The organism is Rhodoferax sp., assembly GCF_025354435.1.
Lineage (GTDB): Bacteria > Pseudomonadota > Gammaproteobacteria > Burkholderiales > Burkholderiaceae_C > Rhodoferax_B.
The window spans coordinates 66392-87449 of sequence record NZ_JANXMU010000015.1 but is presented as its reverse complement, the minus strand read 5'-3'; the positions used below and the strand labels follow the sequence as shown (position 1 = coordinate 87449).

Sequence of the window (21058 nt, the reverse complement as noted above, 5' to 3'; positions counted from 1 at the left end):
TGGCAGTCCGACACATCCGCAGATAAAATAAAACTTGTTGGTCACAAAGTGACTGATTGGTATATTATCGTTATATGTGTTTCCCACCCACTCCGCGCTTCACATTCCTTTACCCCCGTCTTGCGGCGCGGGTCGGGAACTTATGGCGGTCAGGGCCTGTCTGTACCGGCACAGCGGCCGATGGGACGCACACCTTTTTCTGGCAGCGAAGCCGTCCGCACTCTGTGTGTCGGAACGCAACCCCGGGGCGGTTCTCCTCCTCCCTCACTCCCTCGTTCGCCTTGGGGTGCTTCGCAGCCACTTTCCTTCCCGCGGTATGCCCAGCCGCATAAAACTGGCTATCGTCGGCTCCGGCATCTCCGGGCTGGCGGTGGCGCACAGCCTGCAGGGCCAGGCCCACACCACGCTGTTTGAGGCGGGCAGCTACTTTGGCGGCCATACCCACACCGTCGATCTGACCCTGCCCACCCCCGACGGCCTAGTCACCCACGGTGTGGACACCGGTTTCCTGGTCTTCAACGAACGCACCTACCCGCAGCTCATTGCCCTGCTGGCCGAGTTGAATGTGGCCACATCCAAGACGGATATGTCGTTCTCGGCCCAGATACCTGGCGAACGCTATGTGGAATGGAGCGGCAGCACCCTGGCCAGCGTGTTCGCCCAGCGCAGCAACCTGTGGAGCCCGCGCTTTTGGGGCATGCTGCGCGACCTGCTGCGCTTCAACAAGATCACCACCCAGCTCGCGCTGGAGGGAAACGATGCCGCCCTAGCCCAGCCGCTGGGCGAATTCTTGGACCAGCACCGCTTTGGCGCCGCCTTCCGCGATTGGTACTTTTTGCCGATGATGGGCTGCATCTGGAGCTGCCCCACCGCACAGATGCTGCTGTTCCCGGTGGTGACCATGGTGCGCTTTTGCCACAACCACGGTCTGCTGCAGGTGCTGAACCGCCCCCAGTGGTGGACGGTGACTGGCGGCGCGCGGCATTACGTGGACAAGATCACCGCCAAGATTACCGACAAGCGCCTGAACAGCCCGGTGATGCGCATCGAGCGCACGTTGGATGGCGTGTTTATCACCAGCCAGCACCACGGCTTTGCCCGCACCGAGCGCTTCGACAAAGTGGTGCTGGCCACCCATTCCGACCAAGCTCTGGCCCTGCTGGCCGCCCCCAGCGAAGCTGAGCAGGCCACGCTAGGCGCTATCCACTACCACGCCAACCGCGCCGTGCTGCACACCGATGCCTCGGTGCTGCCACGCAACCCCGCGGCCTGGGCCGCCTGGAACTACGAGCGCGCCCCGGCCACCGCCACCGAATCGGCCCGCGTGTGCCTGCATTACTGGCTCAACAAGCTGCAGCCCCTGTGCTGGGCGCAGCCCGTCGTGGTGTCGTTGAATCCAACCCGCGAGATTCCGCGTACCCATGTCATGGGCACTTTTGACTACGCACACCCGGTTCTCGACCTCGCCGCCATCGCCGCCCAGCAGCGCATGCCCGCGCTGCAAGGCCAGCAGAACACCTATTTCTGCGGCGCGTGGATGGGCTACGGCTTCCATGAAGACGGCCTGAAAGCCGGGCTGGCGGTGGCTGAGTTGCTAAAGGCCCGGGTATGAACCAGGCACAGATTGGCTTCGGCCAGGTCCGCCACACCCGGCTGCGTCCGGTGCGCCACGCTTTCGCCTACCCCACCTACTTTTTGATGTTGCCCATGCGCAACCTGTGCAACACACCGCTGGCGATCAACCGCCGCGCCGCTCTGAGCTTTTACGATTGCGACCACGGCGATGGCCAAGGCAGCGCGCTGGCCTGGATGGAGGCCCTGCTGCAGCGTGAAGGCATTACCGATGCCGACGGCGAAATCTGGCTGCACTGCTACCCGCGTGTCTTCGGCCACACCTTCAAGCCCGTCAGCTTCTGGTACTGCCACCGTGCCGACGGCAGCCTGCGGGCCATCGTGGTCGAGGTCAACAACACCTTTGGCGAGCGCCACTGTTACGTGCTGGACCAGCCCCGCTACGGCGTGGAGCTGACGGCAGCCAAGGTGTTCCACGTGTCGCCGTTTTGCCCGGTGGAGGGTGGTTACCGCTTCCGCTTCATGCGATCCGAGAACCAAGAGGTACAGCGCACCGTAGCCCGCGTGGACTATGACGACCAGCAGGGCGCGCTCATCGAAACCAGCGTCAGCGGCACGCTGCAGCCCATCACCCCGGCCAGCATCCGCCAGGCGCTGTGGCGTTATCCGGCCATGACGCTGGGCGTGGTGGCGCGCATCCACTGGCAGGCCTTCCGCCTGTGGCGCAAACGCGTGCGATTTTTCAGCAAACCTCTGCCGCCCAAAGATTTTGTGACGAGATAGAGACAGAAACGCCATGAACACCACCACCGCCCCCCGCTTTTCCGTGCCCAGCGATGCGCCCGCCGCCGCCCGCACCGCCCTAAAGCTGTTGCAACGCCTGCGCCACGGCAGCATCACCATGCAGTTGCCCGACGGCAGCATGCACGTGTTTGGCAACCACCAGCAGCACGGCGACGCTCCCACGGCGGCCATGACGCTGAAGAACTGGAATGTGTGTTCGGCGGCCCTCAAATCCGGCGACATCGGCGTGGCCGAAACCTATATCGACGGCGACTGGACCACTCCCAACCTGACCGATCTGCTCACCGTCTTCATCTGCAACCGGCAAGAAATCGAAGACGTGATCTACGGCAACTGGGTGGGCCGCCTGTGGTACCGCATGAAGCACCTGCTCAACCGCAACACCAAGGCCAACAGCCAGAAGAACATCCACGCCCACTACGACCTGGGCAACGCCTTCTACAGCCTGTGGCTGGACGACAGCATGAACTACTCGTCCGCCTGGTTCGAGGGCGACCTGGACAAACCGCTGCGCGAGGCGCAAAACGCCAAGGTCCGCCGCGCTCTGGCTATGGCCCAGGTGCAGCCCGGCGACCGGGTGCTGGAGATTGGTTGCGGCTGGGGTGCGCTGGCCGAAATGGGCACCATCGAATTCAACGCCCACGTGACCGGCGTGACCCTGAGCACCGAGCAACTGGCCTTTGCCAACCAGCGGGTGCAGCGCCTGGGCGTGGACAGTCGCGCCGACCTGCGCCTGCAAGACTACCGCGACATTGCCGATGCGCCTTTCGACGCGATCTGCTCCGTCGAAATGGTCGAAGCCGTAGGCCGCGAATACTGGCCCATCTACTTCCAGACCGTGGCCCGCCTGCTCAAACCCGGTGGCCGCGCCTGTGTGCAGAGCATCGTCATCGACGACAGCCTGTTCGAGCGCTACATCTCCAGCACCGACTTCATCCAGCAGTACATCTTCCCCGGCGGCTGCCTGCCCTGCCCGCGCGAATTCCGACGCGAAGCCTTGGCGGCCGGGCTGGAGGTGGTGGACGAATTCGCCTTCGGCCCCGACTACGCCGAAACCCTGCGCCGCTGGCGCGACAAGTTCTTGGCTGCCCGCACAGAGGTGCTGCAACTCGGTTTCGACGAAAGGTTCATGCGCTTATGGGAGTTCTACCTGGCCTACTGCGAAGCCGCCTTCGACAAGGGCAACATCAACCTCGTTCAGTACACGCTATTAAAAAAATAGCTACTAGCGTAGGTTTTATATGCGCTAGTGGCCTATTTTGCTTAAATCTGTGGGCGGCGGACGTACCTACCGACGTGGCCTCTGCCATGCCACAGGCCCGCCTGGTGGGCAGCACCCGGCTGAAGGTCTGGGGCTTTGACATCTACGACGCGCAGCTGTGGGTGGCCCCTGGTTTCCAGGCCGCGCGCTATGCCGACACCGCGTTGGCGCTGGAACTGCACTACTTGCGCGACTTCAGCCGCGCCGACATCGCCCGCCGCTCGCTGGACGAGATGCGCCGCAGCGCCCCTATTTCTGACGCACAGGCCAAGGCCTGGCAGCAAAAGCTGGAGGCAGCGTTTTCCGACGTGAAAAAGAACGACCGCATCCTGGGCATCTACCTGCCGCAGACCCGCACCGCCCGCTTCCTCACCAATGGCCAGCCCACCGGCGAGGTCAGCGATGGTGACTTTGCGCGCCTGTTCTTTGGCATCTGGCTGTCGCCCCAAACCTCCGAGCCGGCGATGCGCAAGGCGCTGCTGGCGGGCACCCCATGACTTCTGCCGCGGCATTCACCGCCCGCAACGGCTTTGTGTACGGCCTGATGGGCCTGCCGCTGGCCTTTGTGGCACTGCCGCTGTACGTCGTACTGCCCAACCACTACGCCACCACCCTGGGCGTGCCGCTGGCCGTGCTGGGGCAGATCTTGCTGGGCGCGCGCCTGTTCGACGGCATCATCGACCCGCTGTTGGGCCGCTGGGGTGATGCGCTGTTTGCCCGCTCTGCCCGCGCCGTGCTGGGCGTGGCGGCGATGGCGGCGGTGGTCATGGCGCTGGGCTTCTGGGGCCTGTTCTTTCCCGCCACCCAAGACCACGTGCTGCTGTGGGCTGCGGCCCTGCTGGTCATCACCTACACCGCCTACAGCACCCTGGGCGTGCTGCACCAGTCCTGGGCCGGGCTGTTGGGCGGTAACGAGGCCCAGCGCAGCCGCATCGTCGCCTGGCGCGAAGGCCTGGGCCTGGTGGGGGTGGTGACCGCCAGCGTAGCCCCGGTGCTGCTGGGCCTGCCCACCACGGTGGTGCTGCTGGCGCTGGCCTTGGCCCTGGGCTGGCTGGCCTGGACCCGCGCCATCGCGCCCGCCCCGCAAAGCCCGTCCAAGACCCACGCCACGTTACTGAAACCGCTGCACAACCCCGCCTTTCGCCGCCTGCTGGGCGTGTTTATGGTGAACGGCATTGCCAGCGCCGTGCCCGCCACCCTGGTGCTGTTCTTTGTGCAAGACCGCCTGCAGGCCCCACAGGCGCTGCAGCCGCTGTTTCTGGCCACCTACTTTCTGTGCGCCGCCCTGTCGATTCCGCTGTGGTTGCGGGTGGTCCCCCGGCTGGGGTTGGCGCGCACCTGGCTGGTAGGCATGGGCGTGGCGGTGGCGGCGTTTGTGGGTGCGTCGGTGCTGGGCGCGGGCGACAGCACGGCGTTTTTGATCGTCTGCGCTGCATCTGGTATTGCCTTGGGCACCGACTTGGCTTTGCCCAGCGCGCTGCTGGCGGGCCTGGTGCAAAAGCAAGGCGCTAACGGGCAGGGCTTCGCCGGCCTGTACTTCGGCTGGTGGAATTTCGCCACCAAGCTGAACCTGGCCCTGGCCGCCGGCCTGGCCCTGCCACTGCTGGCCCACTTTGGCTACACACCCGGCGCGCAGGATGCCGCCGCCCTGAACGCCCTCACCGCCACCTACTGCCTGCTGCCCTGCGCCCTGAAGCTGGCAGCGGCGGCAGCGCTCTATTTGCTCATCATTCGCTCCAAGGACTCCCCATGAAACGCCGTCTTCTTTTACTCGCCACCAGTGCTGCCCTGGCGGGCTGTGCGGGTCCCCAGGTCGCCGACTATGCGGGCCAAACGCCCAAGCTCGATTTGCGGACCTACTTCAACGGCACGCTGGACGCGTACGGTGTGTTCACTGACCGCTCCGGCAAGGTGGTCAAGCGCTTCACCGTGCTGATGGTCTGCAGCTGGACCGGTGACGACGGCGTGCTCGACGAGTCGTTTACCTATTCCGACGGCACGCTGCAAAAGCGCGTCTGGCGCCTGCACCGCGAAGCCGATGGCCGCTACACAGGCCGGGCCGACGACGTGGTCGGCACGGCTCTGGGCGCGGAAAGCGGCAACGCTTTCCACTGGCAGTACACGCTGGCCCTGCCGGTGGACGGCTCGGTCTACAACGTGCAGTTTGACGACTGGATGTACCTCATGACCGACAAGGTGATGCTCAACAAAGCCACCATGAGCAAGCTGGGCATCAAGCTGGGCGAGGTTACCTTGTCTTTCACCAAACGTTAAGCCAAATCGGCCTCTAGCGCATATTCCACCTGCACTAGAAGCTATTGAAATCATAGTAAATACCATGGCACTGAATCCCCCCCTCACCGACTGGCGTGGCAAAACCGTGTGGCTGATCGGCGCGTCCAGCGGCATTGGTCGCGCCACCGCAGAGCTGCTGCACGGCCAGGGCGCGCAGGTGGTGGTGTCGGCCCGCCAGGCCGCCGCACTCGATGCCTTTGTGGCCGAGCACCCAGGCGCGCAGGCCCTGCCGCTGGACGCGGCCGACCCGGCCGCCGTGCGCGCCGCCGCCGCATCGCTGGACCGCATCGACGCGGTGGTCTACTGCGCGGGCTACTACCGCCCCCAGCGCGCCACCGCCTACAGCCTGGCCGAGATGCAGCAGCACCTGCAGGTCAACTATGTGGGCGCGCTGCACATGCTGGATGCCGTGCTGCCCACCCTGCTGCGCCAGGGCCATGGCCACATCAGCCTGGTGGCCAGCGTGGCCGGGTACAGCGGCCTGCCGCAAAGCCTGGCCTACGGCCCCACCAAGGCCGCGCTCATCAACCTGGCCGAAACCCTGTACCTGGACCTGCACGACAGCGGCATCGGCGTGAGCCTGATCTGCCCCGGCTTTGTGCAAACCCCGCTCACCGCGCAAAACGAGTTCCAGATGCCCGCCCTCATTACCTCCGACCAGGCCGCCAGCGCCATCCTGCGCGGCTGGGCCCGGGGCCAGTTTGAAATCCACTTCCCCAAGCGCTTCACCCGCTGGATGAAAACCCTGCGCCTGCTGCCCTACCGCGCCTACTTTCCCGCCATCCGCCGGATGACCGGGCTATGAGCGACCCTATCGACACGTCTATCGACAGCATCGTCGAATTCTTCGAGACGCTGACCCCGCAATCCGTCGCCCGCTGCGGCGACTTCTATGCGCCCAACGCCCGCTTCAAAGACCCGTTCAAGGACGTGCAAGGCGTGCCTGCCATCCAGGCCATCTACGCCCACATGTTCACCGCGCTGGAGGCCCCGCGCTTCGTGGTGTTGGAGCGCATCGCCAGTGGCCCCCAGTGCTTTTTGACCTGGGACTTCCACTTCCGTTTCAAAAATTTCGCCACTGGCACCGACCAGACTATCCACGGCGGTAGCCACCTGCAGCTGGACGCAGAGGGCCGCATCACCCTGCACCGCGACTACTGGGATGCGGCGGAGGAGCTGTACGAAAAGCTGCCGGTGGTCGGCGGGCTGATGTGCTGGCTGAAAAACCGCGCCAACGCGTAAGCCTGCGTCAGCTTACGTAAGGGGCGGTGTGGCTAAGATGCCGAGGTGATCCACCCCACCCCCACCCCGTGAAAATCTTCCAGCGCGAGCAACGTTCCCTGTTCGGCGAGATCCTGGACTGGATGCTCACGCCCCTGCTGCTGCTGTGGCCGATCAGCTTGGCGCTGACCTGGCTGGTGGCGCAGGGCATTGCGGGCAAGCCGTTTGACCGGGCGCTGGAATACAACGTACAGGCCTTGTCGCAGTTGCTGGTGGTGTCGCAGCCGCACCAGGCGCAGTTCAACCTGCCCTTGCCCGCCCGCGAATTCATGCGCGCCGACGACTCCGACCAGGTCTACTACCAGGTGCTGGGCGGGCGTGGCGAGTACCTCAGCGGCGAGCACGACTTCCCTGCGCCGCCCAGCACCGAAAAGCCCGCCGAAGGCCCGGTGCACCTGCGTGACGACGAAATGCGCGGCCTCGACGTGCGCGTGGCCTACCTGTGGGTCACGCTGGACCTGCCCGGCAGCCCGCTGGCCCTGGTGCAGGTGGCCGAGACGCGCGAAAAGCGCTCGGTGCTGGCGGCTGAAATTATCAAGGGCGTGATGCTGCCGCAGTTCGTCATCCTGCCGCTGGCCGTGCTGCTGGTCTGGCTGGCGCTGGCGCGCGGCATCCAGCCCCTGAAGCGCCTGGAAGAACGCATCCGCGCCCGTACCTCGGACGATCTGAGCCCGCTGGACGAAAAAGCCGTGCCGCTGGAGGTTGCGCCGCTAGTCTCGTCCGTCAACGACTTGTTGACCCGGCTCAAAGACTCCATTGCCACCCAAAAGCGCTTTCTGGCCGATGCCGCCCACCAGCTCAAAACCCCGCTGGCGGGCCTGCGCATGCAGGCTGACCTGGCCCAGCGCGAAGGCACCAGCACGGCCGAACTCAAACGCTCGTTGCAGCAAATTGGCCGCTCCAGCGTGCGCGCTACCCACACCGTCAACCAGCTACTGGCCCTGGCCCGGGCCGAAAACGGCAGCGTCAGCCTGAGCCTGCAGCTCTGTGACCTGGCCCGCCTGACCATGGAAGTGGTGCGCGACTCGGTCCCCCGCGCGCTGGAAAAACGCATCGACCTGGGTTTTGAGGGTGCCGACTCCGGCAACCCCGGCGTGCAGCTCAACGGCAACCCCACGCTGATCAAGGAACTGGTGCGCAACCTGGTGGACAACGCTATTAACTACACCCCCTCGGGCGGCATCATCACCGCCCGCGTGCTGGCCGATACCGACACCCCCATCGGCCCCATCAGTCCGATTGGCCGCGCCAACCCCAGCGTGCTGCTGCAGGTGGAAGACACTGGCCCCGGCATTCCCGAGGCCGAGCGCCCGCTGGTGTTCCAGCCCTTCTACCGCGCCCTGGGCACTGAAGCCGACGGCTCCGGCCTGGGCCTGTCCATCGTCCAGGAAATCGCCCGCCAGCACAGTGCCGAAGTGACCCTGGAAGACGCCCACCCCGGTGCCACCCCGCCGGGTACGCGGGTGGCGGTGCGGTTTGCGAGGGCGGGGTCTGGGGAGGAGTGAGCTTTCTGCCGCCCGCTGCAGAGGCGCTCAATGGGTCTGAAAAAGCAACCGCGCCTTCCAGCACAAAGCCATGTCAGCGGTGCTTGTCACTGTGTGTTCTGCGTGAAAGCCTCTAGCTCGCTGGTGTAGCGTTCGTTGCGGATTCCGCCATTGCTGTAGTACTCCTCCTCGGTGCGCACGAAACGTTTGACTTCGGGTGCGTACCAGAAGGCCTTGTAGGTACGTCCTGTAGCGGTGGCAGCGAGCGTTTTCGTGACCTGTGCGACGGCGACCGTGGTGTTCTGCATGGCCTGCGTCGTTGCCAGGGTCGATTGGCTCGGCTCGATTTCTGCCTCCCAACGGCCTTCGGCTTCTATCTTCAAGGCGTTGAAGGTACCTGCAGGGACCTGGATGGATTCGTAGCCGATGACCGTGTATTTGTTGTGGAAGGTCTCGGTCTTGTGGCCTTTGTTCGGGTGCTGTTCGGTGTAGTCCAGATTCCATGTTTTGCCTACCGTCAAGGGAAACGCCAGGGGGCGGTTGACCACGGTTTCCTTGCCGTTGACATCGCGCACACGGCTCCAGTCGATCCCTGCCACTGCTTCGCGTGGCGGCTGGGTCGAGCCCTCTTGCTTGGTTTGGTAGTAGATGCTGGTGGAGGTTGCGCGCAACACCGTGAAAACCTCGTGGCTCTGTGTCCAACCGGCGGAGCCCCTTTCGGTCGTGAGCTTATAGGTCCAGGTGTCACCTGGCTTGGGTGTGGGGGTGTCGACCGATTGCGCCAGTAGCGGCAGCGTCCAGGCTGCGCAGAGGCATCCGATTGCAATCCATTTCATAGTTCCGCTCAGATTTTTAGTGGATGAAATGACATGCTAGTAGGGGATGGTAAAGAGTCTGGATTGACCGCCTCAGGGATGCATGCACGCCGTATCCACCACGCGCCGCAGGATGGTGCGGGGCGCGACGGCGTTCCAACTCATGGGGCCGTGCTCGGAAAACACCATCTTGCCTTGGCCCATGGGTTCGGGGTGCTCGGACGCATAGATGCGGCGCACCCGGCGGGCGGCGCAGTCGATTTCGATTTGGTCTTTGGACGAGGCATACGGCTCGCCTGCGCCCACCTGGGGCGTGGTGTGGTCGCGCAGCATCCAGACCATCACGTTGGAACCGACCTTGGGGGGAATGGCCGAGTCGATGTAGAAGACCGAGGCCTCGCTGCTGGAGATGCGTACCCAGTCAGCCAGCGCCGGGCCGCAGGCCAGGGCCCATAGCAGGGGCAGCAGCAGAGCTTTGTTCATGGGGTGGATTGTGGCCAAGCTGCGGGCGGGGATGTTGCGCCAGGTCAATGGACTAGCCCGTGGCCGTCCAGCGGCAGGCACCGTCGTCGCCCACGTCGATGGCGGGGTTCTCCATAAACGAGGTGGTACCCAGGCTGCTGCGCTTGGGCGTGTAGACGAAGCGCTGGATGCGGGCACCCTGGGTTTCCACCTCGTAACTGCCCGCGGCTTGGCCGCCCACCATTTCCAGCCAGACGGTGGTGAACGCAAAGGGCCTGCCGGGCGCGGTTTCCACGTGCGACTCGCGTAGGCGCACCAGGCTGATGGGGCGGCTGTGGCTGCCGTAGCGCACGAAGCCGCCGCTCCAGCCGCTGGTGTCATCGCCCACGGTGCTGAACTGTAACTGGACGGGTTTTTTGCCGCCCTCGGCGACCAGGCAGCGGGTGGTGAACACCCCGGCATCGGCGGCCGGGGCCAGCGCGGCCAGCAGCGCGGTGAATAGCAGAAATCGCATGCTCCCAAATCCCCAAGGTGGCGGACTGGCCACTATACATTCGACGGAGTTACCTATAAATTTATAAGAAATAGGCCGCTAGTGCATATGCTACTTACGCTATTAGCTATTAAAAACATAGCAAAACCAGCTTGCCACCAGGCGCGCGGTGCGGGCCCGTGCGGCCCATCTGTTAAAAGAAGCCGACTATGCCTACCCCTATTGCCTCTTCTCCCTCTACGCTACCCGCCGACAGCACCATCCACTGGACCGAAGCCGACCAGCCCCAGTCCGCCCATTGGCGTTCCGAGCGCGGCGCGCCCGCGCCCAAGCGCGTGGTGCTGGCCGACGACACCATGTCCGCCGACACCGCTTACCGCCTGGCCTGCGAGGGCACGGCCCTGCTGTGGCGCGGCGATTTCCACAACGCCCGCCAGTTGCTGCAGGCCATCGCCCGGCGCATCGACAAAACCCCGGCACGCAAGCAGCGCAAAGCCCCCAAGGAGGCCGCCGCCCCCGCCGAGGCCTTCCACCTGTACCGCCAGGCCCAGGCCCAGCGCGCCCGGGTGCTGAACATGCTGCTGCTGCCGGTGAACGCCGACTACACCATCCCGCTGCGCCGCGCGCCCAATGTGCATGCCGCCTGCCTGGCAGCCTGGGGCCCGGCGGACCTGGCCGTCGGCCCGTCGGTCATCACGCTGCGCGAGCTGCAGGGCCTGACCAGCACCCACGAATGGCGCCGCAAGGGCTTGGAGATCGCGGCGCTGGGCGAGGCCCCGCTGAACCGCATCCACCCGCACTACGGCGTGTTTTCGCCGGTGCGCGGCGAGTACATCGACCTGGTGGCGAAAGCACCCTTGCCAGCGCCCGGCGTCGCATTTGACATCGGCACCGGCACCGGCGTGCTGGCCGCCGTGCTGGTACGGCGCGGCGTGGCCCAGGTGGTGGCCACCGACACCGACCCGCGCGCCCTGGCCTGTGCCCGCGACAACCTGGCCTTGCTGGGCGTGGCCAAGCAGGTGCAGGTGGTGCAAACCGATCTGTTCCCCGAAGGCCAGGCCACGCTGATCGTCTGCAACCCGCCCTGGCTGCCTGCCCGGCCCGGCTCACCGATCGAGCACGCGGTGTACGACGAAGACAGCCGCATGCTGCTGGGCTTTTTGGCCGGGCTGAAAGGGCACCTGGCACCCGGCGGCGAGGGCTGGCTGGTGTTGTCCGACTTTGCCGAGCACCTGGGCCTGCGCACCCGCGCCGAGCTGCTGGCCGCGTTTGACACCCACGGACTGAAGGTGCTGGAGCGCCTGGATGCCAAGCCGCTGCACCCCAAGGCCACCGATGCCACGGCCGCCCTGCATGCAGCGCGGGCGGCGGAAGTCACGTCGCTCTGGCGCCTAGCGGTAGCAGGCGTTTAAAAAGTCTTGACCCAGCCCACGGTGGCCATGCCCAGCATGGTCATCAGCAGGGAGCCCACCACGTGGGCGGAGATGGCCAGCCCGGCCCACAGCATCCGACCCTGCTGGACCAGGGTGACTACCTCGGCGGAGAAGGTGGAAAAGGTGGTCAGGCCGCCCAGAAAACCGGTGATCACCAGCAGCCGCCATTCGGGTGGCAAGCCGCCATGGTCGGCAAAGTAGGCCACGGCCACACCGATCAGGTAGCCGCCCAGCATATTGGCTAGCCAGGTGCCCGGCGGGATGCTGGGGTACACCGCGTTGAAGGCCAGGCCCAGGCCCCAGCGCAGGATGGCTCCCAGCGAAGCCCCCAGGGAAATGACCAGCAGCGACCGAACTAGGTGGATTGTTTCCATGTCGGGCTCCTAAGCCGGGCAGGTTTTGAGGGCTTTGCCGCCCAGCGCCGGTTTCAGCGCCTCCAGCCGGGTTTTCAGCGCCGCATCCACCGTGGGCAGCTTGAGCCGCATGCCGTGGGATTCCAGGCGCTCGGCCACCACGTGGGCGGTGCGTACCCCGTGCTGGGTTACCTCGCCCAGCAGCTTGTTGGCCGCGGCTTCGGTGTCAAAGCTGCCCAGCGACAGGCCGGGCTCCAGGTTGGCGGGTGCGGGCTCGTATTTGACGTGCATGCCACGCAGTTCGGCCTTTTTGCGCTCCAGCAGCTCGGTGCTGGCGTAGCGGCCCATGTAGACCATCCAGCGGCCCGGCTCCACGCCCGGCTCCAGCGACCACGACCCGGCGGGCAGGGCATCGGCCAGGGCTTTGGCCAGCAGAGTGCCGCGCGCCACGTCGAACATGCCCGCGGTCAGGCATTCGGTGGGCTCGGCAGGGGCGCTGGCTACCTGGGTGGGCGCAGAAGCCGCCTCCGCGCTGTGCGGCGGCACCAGCACCACCATTTCGGGGTGGATTTGCTGCTCCAGCCGTTGCGGCTCGGACACCGGGGCCGGTGCCAGGCCGTAGGCCGCCAACAAGCCCTGCGACCAGGCGAAATACACGCCGTTGGCCAGCAGCAAAAATAAAACGATTCCGCGCAGCATCGGCTTAACTGCCATCTTTGGCGGGGCGCACGCTGACTTCGGCGCTGGTCACCGTCTGCATGCCTTCGGGGGTTTGCACCCGCAGGCCGCCCAGCGGGTCCACGCCGCGCGCCATGCCCACGGTGCCATTGCTGAGCGTGATGGCGCGGTCCAGCAGCAGGTCGCGCTGGGCAAACTGCGGCTGGAACGGGGCGAACCCGGCCAGCTCGAATGCCTTCAGGGCCTGCACCAGCGGCGCGGCGATGCGCAGCAGGGCGGCACCGGCATCCACGTCCGGCAGCACTTCCTGCAGCCAGGCCGGGGGCGTGGACAGGCCAGCCGCCTCCCGGGGGGCGATGTTCAGGCCGATGCCGATGACGGCTACGCGCTGGTCGCCCTGGCCGGCGGTCTCTATCAGGATGCCGCCGAGCTTGCGGCCCTGCAGCCACACGTCGTTGGGCCATTTCAGCTGCAAGTCGGGGTGCAGGCTCTGCGCCACGCTCACGCCCACGGCCAGCGACAGGCCGGACCAGTCGGCGGGGGCCAGCGGCAGCGCCAGCGAAAAGGTCAGCGATGCACCCACGGCGCTGTGCCAGTCGCGGCCCAGGCGGCCCCGGCCCGCGGTTTGCTGCTCGGCCACCAGCAGGGTGGGCTCAAAGTGCCCGGCGCGCACGCGGCGCATCAGTTCGCTGTTGGTGGAATCGACCTGCGGCAGCACCTCGACGGTGAAGTCGGGCAGCAGCGGGTAGATGGCTTCCCAGATGGACTCGGCAGGCCAGATCATTTGCGCAACTTGCTGATACGGCGCTTGGGGGCCAGCAGCGTGCCCCGGCAGCTGGGTGCGCCGCACCAGCAGGGGTATTCGGCCTTGAGCTTGGGGGTGTAGCGTTCTTCCAACATCAGGCCGTAGTCGTAGTTCAGCTCTTCGCCCGCGGCAATGTCACGCAGGGCGATGATGAAAATGCGGCCGTCTTGCTCGTCGGTTTCGCAGTTGGGCTCGCAGGCGTGGTTGATCCAGCGCGAGGCGTTGCCGCCAAAGTTGGCGTCGATCACCCGGTCCGCATCCACATGGAAGTAGAAGGTGTGGTTGGGCTGCGCGGGGTCGTGCGGGTGGCGTTCCTGGGCTTCATCCCACGAGATGACCTCGCCCACGTACTCGGCCACCGTGTCGCCCGCGGCGATGTCTTGCAGGGCAAAAACGCCTTTGCCATGCACGCCAGAGCGGCGCACCTGGATGCGGCGGCCGGTTTTTGTAACGGCTTTCACGGGGGTTTTGGAAGTCAAGGGCAAAACTCTGTTAACTTAAATAAGGGAACCAAGCGTGCGCAATTGCACACTGGTTGAAACGGATTGTAGAAGTGGCCCCGGCTATATAAGAGCCGCCGCCCCGCAAAGCCCCCCACAGAATTCAGAAATTGGCGAAATTCCTATGACAAAAACATTGGTGATTGCAGAAAAACCGTCTGTTGCACAAGACATCGTGCGGGCGCTTACGCCCACCGCAGGCAAGTTTGAAAAGTTCGACGAGTATTTCGAGAGCGAGAAGTACGTGGTCACCAGCGCGGTGGGCCACCTGCTGGAGATCCAGGCCCCGGAAGAGTTCGACGTGAAGCGCGGCAAGTGGAGCTTTGCGCATCTGCCCGTCATCCCACCGTATTTCGACCTCAAGCCCGTCGACAAAACCAAAACCCGCCTGAACGCCGTGGTCAAGCAGGCCAAGCGCAAGGACGTGACCGACATCATCAACGCCTGCGATGCGGGCCGCGAGGGGGAGCTAATCTTCCGCCTGATCGAGCAGTACGCCGGGGGCAGCAAGCCGCTGGCCAAGCCGGTGCGCCGCCTGTGGCTGCAGTCCATGACGCCGCAAGCCATCCGCGACGGCTTTGGTGCGCTGCGCTCCGAGGCGCAGATGCAGGGCCTGGCCGATGCCGCCCGCTCGCGCTCCGAGGCCGACTGGCTGGTCGGCATCAACGGCACCCGCGCCATGACCGCGTTCAACTCGCGCGACGGGGGCTTCTTTTTGACCACCGTGGGCCGGGTGCAAACCCCCACCCTGTCGGTGGTGGTGGAGCGCGAGGAAAAAATCCGCAAGTTTGTCAGCCGCGACTACTGGGAAATCCACGGCAGCTTCCAGGCCGAGGCCGGTGCCTACCCCGGCAAATGGTTCGACCCGCAGTTCAAGAAACCGCCGTCTGGCCCAGACGGCCAGCCCGACCCTGAGCAGCGTGCAGACCGCGTCTGGACCGCCCGCGAAGCCCAGGACATCGCCAACGCCGCCCGCGGCAAGCCCGCCACCGTCACCGAAGAAAGCAAGCCCACCACCCAGGCATCGCCCGCTTTGTTCGACCTCACGTCGCTGCAGCGCGAGGCCAACAGCCGCTTTGGCTTCAGCGCCAAGACCACGCTGGCCCTGGCGCAAAGCCTGTACGAGCGCCATAAGGCCCTGACCTATCCACGTACCGACTCCCGCGCCCTGCCCGAAGACTACGTGCCCGTGGTGCATGAAACCATGGCCATGCTGGCCAACAGCGGCATGGCGCACCTGGCCCCGTTTGCCAAGCAGGCGGTGGCGAACCACTACGTCAAGCCGACCAAGCGCGTGTTCGACAACAGCAAGGTCAGCGACCACTTTGCCATCATCCCCACGCTGCAAGCCCCCAGCGGCCTGAGCGATGCCGAGCAAAAGCTGTACGACTTCGTGGTGCGCCGCTTTATGTCGGTGTTCTTCCCGAGTGCCGAATACCAAATCACGACGCGTATCAGCACCGTGGCCGTGGAAGCCAAAAAATACGCCTTCCGCACCGACGGCAAGGTGCTGGTCAAACCCGGTTGGCTGGCCATCTACGGCAAGGAAGCCGTCAACGACGACGATGAAAAAGACGGCAAAAACCTGGTCATCGTGCGCCCCGGCGAAACTGTGCAAACCATCGCTGCCGACCCCAAGGCCCTGAAAACCCGACCCCCCGCGCGCTATTCCGAAGCCACCCTGCTGGGGGCCATGGAAGGCGCGGGCAAGACCATCGACGACGACGAGCTGCGCGAAGCCATGCAGGAAAAAGGCCTCGGCACGCCTGCCACCCGCGCCTCCATCATCGAAGGCCTGATCGCCGAGAAATACCTGCTGCGCGAGGGCCGCGAAATGCTGCCCACCGCCAAGGCCTTCCAGCTGATGACGCTGTTGCGCGGCCTGGGCGTGGAAGAACTCTCCAAGGCCGAGCTCACCGGCGAGTGGGAATACAAGCTGGCGCAGATGGAGCGCGGCCAGTTGAGCCGGGCCAGCTTCATGGCCGAGATTGCGGGCATGACCGAGCGCATGGTCAAAAAAGCCAAGGAATACGACCGCGACACCATCCCCGGCGACTACATCACCGTGGCCACGCCTTGCCCCAACTGCGGCGGCATCGTCAAGGAAAACTACCGCCGCTACACCTGTACCGGGGCCGACGGCCACAGTGACGGCTGCGGCTTCTCGTTTGGCAAATCGCCTGCCGGCCGCACCTTCGAGCGTGCCGAGGTCGAGCAGTTCATGCGCGACCGCAAGATCGGCCCGCTGGAGGGCTTCCGTTCCAAGGCAGGCTGGCCGTTCACCGCCGAGATGACCATCAAGTTCGACGAGGAAACCAAGAACTACAAGCTGGAATTCGACTTTGGCGACGACAAAAAGGGCGAAGAATCCGGCGAGTTGGTGGACTTTGGCGATGCGCCATCGCTGGGCAACTGCCCCAAATGCGGCAGCCCGGTGCACGAGCACGGAGCCAACTTTGTCTGCGAAAAAACCGTGCCCACGCTGGCCCAGCCCACCCCAAGCTGCGACTTCAAGAGCGGCAAAATCATTTTGCAGCAGCCGGTAGAAAACGCCCAGATGTCCAAGCTGCTGGCCACCGGCAAGACCGACCTGCTGGACAAGTTCGTCTCCATGCGCACCCGCCGCGCCTTCAAGGCCCACCTGGCCTGGGACGCGGAAGCGGGCAAGGTGAACTTTGAATTTGCCCCCAGCAAGTTCCCGCCCCGCCCCGGTGCTGCGGCCAAATTTGCTGCCAAAGCCGCCCCTGCAGCCAAGTCGGCTGCGGCAAAAAAGGCCGCTCCAGCCAAGAAGGTGGCTGCCGCCAAAAAAGTGCCCACCAAGAAAGTTGCTGTCAAAAAGGCCAGCACCAGCACCGGCGGCCTGACCCCCAGCGCGGCCCTGGCTGCGGTGGTCGGTGCCGAGGCCCTGCCGCGCCCGCAGGTCATTAAAAAGCTGTGGGACTACATCAAGGCCAACAACCTGCAAGATGCCGCCAACAAGCGCAACATCAACGCCGACGCACTGTTGGCCCCGGTCTTCGGCAAGCCGCAGATCAACATGTTTGAGTTGACCGGGCTGATCGGCAAGCACTTAGCTTAAAAAAACAGGCGCTATCTAAAACGTAGCTGTCAGTGCAGGTACTTACTGCGCTGGCGGCTATTTTTATATAAAACTCTTACCCGCATGCGAGAGGCTACGGTCTGTCGGTGTCTGCGCGTCTTCCTCTATATTGCGGATGCCTGCGATGTGGTGGGTTTCTTCTTGGGACAGGCGGGCGCATAGTTCTATTCCTGTTGACCGCCCCAGGAGGAACCATGCCTCTGTCTATCCGTCCTCTGCGCCTGTGCGCACCGTTTGCGGCTCTCTACGCGGGGGCTCTGGCCCACGCCGAGTCGCCGCCCACCCATCCTGCCGATCTGATGGCCACCGTGGTGCTGGCAGCGGCCAAGCCTGCGGCATCGGCGGCCTATGCATCCGCTGCGGTTGTGTGGGTTCCTCCGGCGACCTGGTTGCTGTATTTCGTGCCGCTGGTGGCGCTGTTTGGCGCGGTGGTCGCCATCCTGGTGATCCGCTCGGCCTTGCTGAAAGCACCACAATGGTCTTTGGCCGATGCCTTGTCTGAAGAGACGCTGTTACCTGCCTATACCGAGGTGATGGTGAATGGCGTGACCACCCGCACGCTGGACAAGGACCCCGACGGCAAGCCGGTGCTGGCCCCGCAAATGCGCGCCAGCAGCAGCCGGGTGATTGCCCTGATGGGCATGGTGGCAATTTTGTTTCTGTTCATCGGCTTTGGCGCGTTCGCACTGTTTGCCCTAGGTAGCACCGGCAGGATGCCCGACCGGATGGACAGCGTGGTGGACTTTCTGATGGCCGGTCTGACGCTGTTTGCCCCGTACTTGGTGAACAAATTTGCATCGGTGTTCCAGGGCTTGGCCGGGAACAAGCCGACCCCATGAACAGCGGGTGGTTTGCTCCTTAAAAAATAGCGTTATGCGCAGGTACTGCCTGCGCTAATGGGTATTTTTATGCCTGGGCTGCGATCACCATGATCTCGACCTTGATCTCTTGCTTGGCCAGCCGCGCCTCTACCGTGGCGCGGGCGGGGCCGATGCCGGTGGTGCCGATCCAGGCATCCCACACGGCGTTCATGGCGGCGAAGTCGCCCATGCTGGACAGGTAGATGGTGGCGCTCAGGATGCGCGACTTGTCGCTACCGGCCAGGGCCAGCACGCTGTCGATCTGGTCCAGCACGCTTTGCGTTTGGGCGGCGATGGGCAGGCTGGCATCTTCGGGAATCTGCCCGGCTAGGTAGGCCACGCCGTTGTGGAGGGTGGCGTCGCACAGGCGGTTACCGGGGTGGATGCGCTGGATGGTCATGGGAGCAACTTTCGGGTGGATGAAAAGAAAGGCCGATAGTAAGGGGCATCAGGCGGTGGCCTGGAACCACGTGGCTTCGTCGATGTGCACCAGGGTGGGTCGGTCGCGCCCGGGGGTGCGGGCCAGGGCGGCGCGCAGTTGCGCGGGGTTGGCCACGGTATCCGTGTGGCAGCCAAAGCCCTGGGCGATGGCCACAAAGTCGGGCGTGGCCAGGTCTACGCCGATGGGGGCTACGCCGGTGCGCAGCATGAACTTCTTGATTTCGCCGTAGCCCTGGTTGTTCCACAGCAGTACCACCACCGGCAGCTGCGCCTCGACGGCCGTGGCCAGCTCGGACAGGGTGAACAGCAGGCCGCCATCGCCCACCAGCGCCACCACCGGCGTGCCGGGGGCCGCCAGTTGCGCGCCGTTGGCCGCAGGCAGGCCGTAGCCCAGCGTGCCGTAGCCGGTAGAGGCGTTGAACCAGCGGCGCAGGCCCAGCGGGTTGAAGCTGAGGTTGCCCACGTACACGGTTTGGGTGGAATCGCCGACGAAGATGGCACCGGGCAGGGCCTGGTCTACCAGCGTGATCAGCGCGGTCAGGCTGCGGGTGGGGGCGTCGAACTCGGCCTGCGCATCGGTCCATGCGGCCTGGGCACGGGCCGCCCCCCAGCCGGGGGTGGGCACGCAGGTGGGCAGGGCATCCACCAGCGCGCCCAGGGCCTGGGCTGCGTCGGCCACGATGCCGATCTCGCAGCGGTAGTTGCGGGCCAGCTGGGCCGGGTCGATGTCGATGCGCACCAGCCGCCCCGGCAGCGCAAAGCCGCCATCAAACACTGCGTCGTAGTCGGTCTCGCCCAGCTCGGTGCCCACGGCCAGCACCACGTCGGCCTGGCGCGCCAGCAGCCTACCGGCCTGGGTGGACTGGATGGAGCCGCACAGCAGCGGCTCGGTGGGCAGCAGCAGGCCTTTGGCGTTGATGGTCAGCTGCACCGGGGCCTGCAGCGCCTGGGCCAGCGCCCACAGCGGCTGGGCCGCGTCCAGCGCACCGCCGCCGACCAGAATCAAGGGCCGCTGTGCCGATGCCAGTAGCTGGGCCGCCTGCTGGACCTGTGCGGGCGCTGCCGCCGGGCGCAAGGGCAGTGCGGCCATGGCCAATTGCAGGTGGTCCGCCGGGGCGACGATCACGTCCAGCGGAATCTCGATGTGCACCGGGCCGGGCCGGGCGCTGGCAAACACCGCAAAGGCGCGCGCCAGCACCTCGGGCAGTGCGTCGGGCGACATCAGGGTGTGCGAGAACACGCTGACCCCCGCCACCAGCTTTTGCTGCGACGGCAGCTCGTGCAAATGGCCGCTGCCGCGCCCCAGCTGGTGGCGTGCGTTGACGCTGGAGATCACCAGCATCGGGATCGAATCCGCCAGCGCCTGGGCCATGGCGGTGACGATATTGGTCATGCCCGGCCCAGTGATGATGAAGCACACGCCCGGCTTGCCGCTGACCCGGGCATAGCCGTCGGCCGCAAACCCGGCCCCCTGCTCGTGGCGTGGCGTGATGTGCCGCAGGCCGGACGCGGCCACGCCCCGGTACAGCTCTACGGTGTGCACGCCGGGAATGCCAAAAATGCATTCCACGCCGTACTGGGCCAGTAAACCCACCAATGCTTCGCCGCAGGTCGCCATGGGATTCCAGGCCTTTTAAAAGAGGGAAAAAAAGGGGGGGTGAGCGGTGTGTTGTGAAACACACCGGTTGCTATGCTAATAGTAGCTGCATACGCTGGGTACACCAGCGCATGCAGCCTATTTAGTTTAAAAATGACAGGTCCGTTCAGCCCAGGTTCGGCACCGTGTCCTGGTAGCTTTTCAGGGCTTGCACCTGGGTCCACCAGTCGGCAAATCCGGGGATGTTGCAGACCGTCGCCGCATCGGGCGTCAGCGACACGTAGAACACGATGGGGGCCAGGTACAGGTCGGCCAGGCTCAGTTCGCCCGCGATGAAGGGCGCGCTGCCCTTGGTTTGCATGGCAAATTCGATCACCTTGCGGCCATTGTCGATACCGGCCTGCAGCATCGCCGCGTTCTTGCCGCCCACAAAATCGGGAAACAGGTGGTAGGCCGCCACGCCGCCCAGCAGCGCGCCGTAGCCGTAGGAGTCGATCAGGCCGACCACCATGTCCATGCGGGCACGGTCGGCCGGCGTAGCGGGGATGAGCGACTTGCCGGGCAGCACGTCGTTCAGGTAGCGGGCAATGGCCGCGGTTTCCAGCAGGCGAAGGTCGTTGACATCGAGCACCGGCACCTTGCCAAACGGGTGGCGAGCCAGGTGCTCGGGCGATTTGGGTTCGCCGGCCAGCACGTTGAGCGGAACCTGCGTGTAGTCGGTAAAGCCCTTTTCGGCCAATACCATTTTGACGGTGCGCACATAGGTGGAGCCGTCAAAACCCCAGAGCGTCATGGTGGACATCGGATGATCCTTTGCGTGAAGT

At 65.1% G+C, this 21058-nt stretch carries 22 protein-coding genes; 12 read left to right on the top strand and 10 right to left on the bottom strand.

The window, feature by feature from the left end:
* Positions 1-328 precede the first annotated feature (328 nt).
* From Q0T48_RS03970 to Q0T48_RS03930, 9 genes are all read left to right on the top strand, one after another.
* Complete coding sequence (locus Q0T48_RS03970) at positions 329-1612, top strand: FAD-dependent oxidoreductase (protein WP_295952743.1); 1284 nt, start codon at positions 329-331, stop codon at positions 1610-1612.
* A complete protein-coding gene (locus Q0T48_RS03965) occupies positions 1609-2355 on the top strand; it encodes a DUF1365 domain-containing protein (RefSeq protein ID WP_295952719.1) in 747 nt (248 codons plus the stop codon). Before Q0T48_RS03970 ends, Q0T48_RS03965 begins: the two co-directional genes overlap by 4 nt.
* A 13-nt stretch (positions 2356-2368) precedes the next feature.
* Complete coding sequence (locus Q0T48_RS03960; RefSeq protein WP_295952717.1) at positions 2369-3598, top strand: cyclopropane-fatty-acyl-phospholipid synthase family protein; 1230 nt, start codon at positions 2369-2371, stop codon at positions 3596-3598.
* 86 nt (positions 3599-3684) lie between these two features.
* Positions 3685-4134 carry a chalcone isomerase family protein gene (locus Q0T48_RS03955; protein WP_295952715.1) on the top strand — a complete coding sequence of 150 codons (450 nt, stop codon included), beginning with the start codon at positions 3685-3687 and terminating at the stop codon, positions 4132-4134.
* A complete protein-coding gene (locus Q0T48_RS03950; RefSeq protein ID WP_295952682.1) occupies positions 4131-5390 on the top strand; it encodes an MFS transporter in 1260 nt (419 codons plus the stop codon). The genes Q0T48_RS03955 and Q0T48_RS03950 overlap by 4 nt, the downstream gene beginning before the upstream one ends.
* Positions 5387-5911 carry a DUF3833 domain-containing protein gene (locus tag Q0T48_RS03945; protein ID WP_295952679.1) on the top strand — a complete coding sequence of 175 codons (525 nt, stop codon included), beginning with the start codon at positions 5387-5389 and terminating at the stop codon, positions 5909-5911. The genes Q0T48_RS03950 and Q0T48_RS03945 overlap by 4 nt, the downstream gene beginning before the upstream one ends.
* 64 nt (positions 5912-5975) lie before the next feature.
* The gene (locus Q0T48_RS03940; protein ID WP_295952672.1) at positions 5976-6737 is read left to right on the top strand and encodes an SDR family NAD(P)-dependent oxidoreductase; all 762 of its coding nucleotides are present in this window, start codon (positions 5976-5978) and stop codon (positions 6735-6737) included.
* Positions 6734-7174, top strand: coding sequence for a nuclear transport factor 2 family protein (locus tag Q0T48_RS03935; protein WP_295952669.1), 441 nt, complete (start codon positions 6734-6736; stop codon positions 7172-7174). Before Q0T48_RS03940 ends, Q0T48_RS03935 begins: the two co-directional genes overlap by 4 nt.
* A gap of 68 nt (positions 7175-7242) precedes the next feature.
* Positions 7243-8718, top strand: a complete 1476-nt coding sequence (locus Q0T48_RS03930) for a sensor histidine kinase (protein WP_295952668.1) — start codon at positions 7243-7245, stop codon at positions 8716-8718.
* An 86-nt stretch (positions 8719-8804) separates the two neighbouring features.
* Here Q0T48_RS03930 and Q0T48_RS03925 read toward each other — a convergent pair whose 3' ends face one another.
* The 3 genes from Q0T48_RS03925 to Q0T48_RS03915 all read right to left on the bottom strand — a co-directional run bounded on the left by Q0T48_RS03925 (position 8805) and on the right by Q0T48_RS03915 (position 10488).
* Entirely contained in the window at positions 8805-9371 is a 567-nt protein-coding gene (locus Q0T48_RS03925; RefSeq protein ID WP_295952666.1) for a hypothetical protein, read from the bottom strand.
* Positions 9372-9605: 234 nt separating this feature from the next.
* Complete coding sequence (locus Q0T48_RS03920; RefSeq protein ID WP_295952664.1) at positions 9606-9995, bottom strand: surface-adhesin E family protein; 390 nt, start codon at positions 9993-9995, stop codon at positions 9606-9608.
* A gap of 52 nt (positions 9996-10047) precedes the next feature.
* Positions 10048-10488: a hypothetical protein gene (locus tag Q0T48_RS03915; RefSeq protein WP_295952661.1), complete on the bottom strand. Its 441-nt coding sequence runs from the start codon at positions 10486-10488 to the stop codon at positions 10048-10050.
* A gap of 188 nt (positions 10489-10676) precedes the next feature.
* On the opposite strand from Q0T48_RS03915, the gene Q0T48_RS03910 reads away from it, so the two are divergent.
* Positions 10677-11879, top strand: a complete 1203-nt coding sequence (locus Q0T48_RS03910; RefSeq protein WP_295952659.1) for a class I SAM-dependent methyltransferase — start codon at positions 10677-10679, stop codon at positions 11877-11879.
* On the opposite strand, the gene crcB is transcribed toward Q0T48_RS03910, so the two are convergent.
* Genes crcB through Q0T48_RS03890 form a run of 4 tightly spaced genes read right to left on the bottom strand, consistent with a single transcriptional unit; the run spans position 11876 to position 14215 of the window.
* Positions 11876-12274 (bottom strand): fluoride efflux transporter CrcB, encoded by a 399-nt coding sequence (crcB, locus tag Q0T48_RS03905; RefSeq protein WP_295952656.1) that lies wholly within the window; start codon positions 12272-12274, stop codon positions 11876-11878. The genes Q0T48_RS03910 and crcB overlap by 4 nt on opposite strands.
* A 9-nt stretch (positions 12275-12283) precedes the next feature.
* Positions 12284-12952 (bottom strand): SPOR domain-containing protein, encoded by a 669-nt coding sequence (locus tag Q0T48_RS03900; protein WP_295952653.1) that lies wholly within the window; start codon positions 12950-12952, stop codon positions 12284-12286.
* A 4-nt stretch (positions 12953-12956) separates the two neighbouring features.
* Positions 12957-13715 carry a biotin--[acetyl-CoA-carboxylase] ligase gene (locus Q0T48_RS03895; RefSeq protein ID WP_295952650.1) on the bottom strand — a complete coding sequence of 253 codons (759 nt, stop codon included), beginning with the start codon at positions 13713-13715 and terminating at the stop codon, positions 12957-12959.
* On the bottom strand, positions 13712-14215 hold the full coding sequence (locus Q0T48_RS03890; protein WP_295952648.1) for an SET domain-containing protein-lysine N-methyltransferase: 504 nt from the start codon (positions 14213-14215) through the stop codon (positions 13712-13714). Before Q0T48_RS03890 ends, Q0T48_RS03895 begins: the two co-directional genes overlap by 4 nt.
* Before the next feature lie 145 nt (positions 14216-14360).
* Here Q0T48_RS03890 and Q0T48_RS03885 point away from each other — a divergent pair, with 145 nt between their 5' ends.
* Together Q0T48_RS03885 and Q0T48_RS03880 are read left to right on the top strand one after the other, a co-directional pair.
* The gene (locus Q0T48_RS03885) at positions 14361-17315 is read left to right on the top strand and encodes a DNA topoisomerase III (protein WP_295952645.1); all 2955 of its coding nucleotides are present in this window, start codon (positions 14361-14363) and stop codon (positions 17313-17315) included.
* Positions 17316-17530: 215 nt separating this feature from the next.
* The gene (locus Q0T48_RS03880; RefSeq protein WP_295952642.1) at positions 17531-18175 is read left to right on the top strand and encodes a hypothetical protein; all 645 of its coding nucleotides are present in this window, start codon (positions 17531-17533) and stop codon (positions 18173-18175) included.
* A 67-nt stretch (positions 18176-18242) separates the two neighbouring features.
* Here Q0T48_RS03880 and Q0T48_RS03875 read toward each other — a convergent pair whose 3' ends face one another.
* The 3 genes from Q0T48_RS03875 to Q0T48_RS03865 all read right to left on the bottom strand — a co-directional run bounded on the left by Q0T48_RS03875 (position 18243) and on the right by Q0T48_RS03865 (position 21036).
* Entirely contained in the window at positions 18243-18596 is a 354-nt protein-coding gene (locus Q0T48_RS03875; RefSeq protein ID WP_295952639.1) for a RidA family protein, read from the bottom strand.
* Between the two features lie 48 nt (positions 18597-18644).
* Positions 18645-20255, bottom strand: a complete 1611-nt coding sequence (locus Q0T48_RS03870) for a 5-guanidino-2-oxopentanoate decarboxylase (protein WP_295952637.1) — start codon at positions 20253-20255, stop codon at positions 18645-18647.
* Between the two features lie 145 nt (positions 20256-20400).
* Positions 20401-21036, bottom strand: a complete 636-nt coding sequence (locus tag Q0T48_RS03865; RefSeq protein WP_295952634.1) for a glutathione S-transferase family protein — start codon at positions 21034-21036, stop codon at positions 20401-20403.
* Between the last annotated feature and the right edge of the window lie 22 nt (positions 21037-21058).